At 50.4% G+C, this 1,326-nt stretch carries 1 protein-coding gene; it reads right to left on the bottom strand.

Features of this window, described 5'->3' with window-relative positions; genetic code table 11:
- Positions 1-10: 10 nt before the first annotated feature.
- On the bottom strand, positions 11-1,141 hold the full coding sequence (locus BFR47_RS15035; RefSeq protein WP_071473831.1) for an ISAs1 family transposase: 1,131 nt from the start codon (positions 1,139-1,141) through the stop codon (positions 11-13).
- Between the last annotated feature and the right edge of the window lie 185 nt (positions 1,142-1,326).

Here is a 1,326-nt window from a genome sequence, read left to right as displayed (position 1 = left end):
CAGGGCAAGATTACGAAACCCCTTGCCCCGCAAGGACTCGCGATAGGTAGTCGTTATTTCGACCCGCCCGTTTTTGCTTTCGCTTGATACCCGCTTTGAAGCTGACTTCTGCATTCAACAAATTGAATGCAATATGGCGCAAGGCGGCGAAGTTCTCACCTGCTTCTTCCCGGCGGATACGGCAATTATCTTCGCGCATCCCGACATCAAGCCGCCAGTGTAGCTGTGATTCGATAGACCAATGCGCTCTGCTCGCTTCCAACAGCTGTTTGGATGTTAACGCGGCCGAACTGATGTAGTAACGCAGGGTGATGTCGGTTGCCGGTTTATCACCTTCCTGGCGTATGGCGGCGACGATACCCATCGTTTTCAGCTCTGGCCATTCAAATGCAAGATCACCCAGCACAGAGAGATCGTCATTTACCAGACATAATCGGGTTTCCTGTCGACCATGCCCTTTCTCTTGCGTGCTGTAGGTGTCTCCTTCATCGCTTTGCAGCATGTTCAGGCTGAAGTAATTATCGAACGCCGCCTCCAGGCTTGGCTGGTTGCTTTTGACCGACAGCAGGTAGTCTGCACCTTTATCTATCACCTTCTTGGCAATTGCTCGCTGACAGCCCATCGCATCGATGGTAACCAGACAACCTCTGATACTCAGCAGCTCCAACAATTCAGGAATGGCGGTGATCTCGTTACTCTTCTCCGCCGTTTTCACCTGTCCCAGTACCACTTGGTTAGCAGCACTGAAGGCACTCACCATGTGAATGGCTCCTTGCCGGCGGCCTTTGTCATAAGTACCGCGCAAGGTCTTGCCATCAATGGCCACCACCTCGCCGTCGGTCGCTTCATGGCAGTCTCTCATCCAGATGGAAAAGCTCTTTTGCAGTTGTTTAGCCGAAATCATCCCCATCACACGGGCAATGGTATCGTGCACAGGAATGCCATTCTCAAAATCGCCGTATTGCCGTAGCCAGTCGAGATGATCAACACCGAAATCTTGTATCTCCTCCCAACCCTCGGCACCACCGATGACTGCTGCAATGGTGAGGAACAGGATATCCGACAGCTTGTGCTCTACTTTCCACTGTTGGCGTGGGTCACTGATGATGGCGAGATGATCCAAAAGGCTGAGTCCGTTCATGGCGATAATCTGACATTGAAAAGACAGTATATGATCACAGCCAGATCTGATCGTCAAAGTGATCCTTCAACCAGTCGATATTTCTTTAAAAAAGGTTTCTTCCACGATATAACGTCGCTGTTATTTTCAAAATAAAACCTCGCCGGAAGCCTTGCCATATAAGGTTTTTTCATGATCTTGCCCTG

The sequence above is a fragment of the Oceanisphaera psychrotolerans genome (assembly GCF_001870485.1).
GTDB classification, from domain to species: Bacteria; Pseudomonadota; Gammaproteobacteria; order Enterobacterales; family Aeromonadaceae; genus Oceanimonas; species Oceanimonas psychrotolerans.
The sequence above is the reverse complement of the archived record's forward strand: the minus strand, read 5'-3'. Positions and strand labels throughout refer to the sequence as shown.

What these genes read in the sequence shown, in the direction of transcription:
- BFR47_RS15035 (WP_071473831.1), bottom strand. Translation starts at nt 1,141, where the DNA reads ATGAACGGACTCAGCCTTTTGGATCATCTCGCCATCATCAGTGACCCA.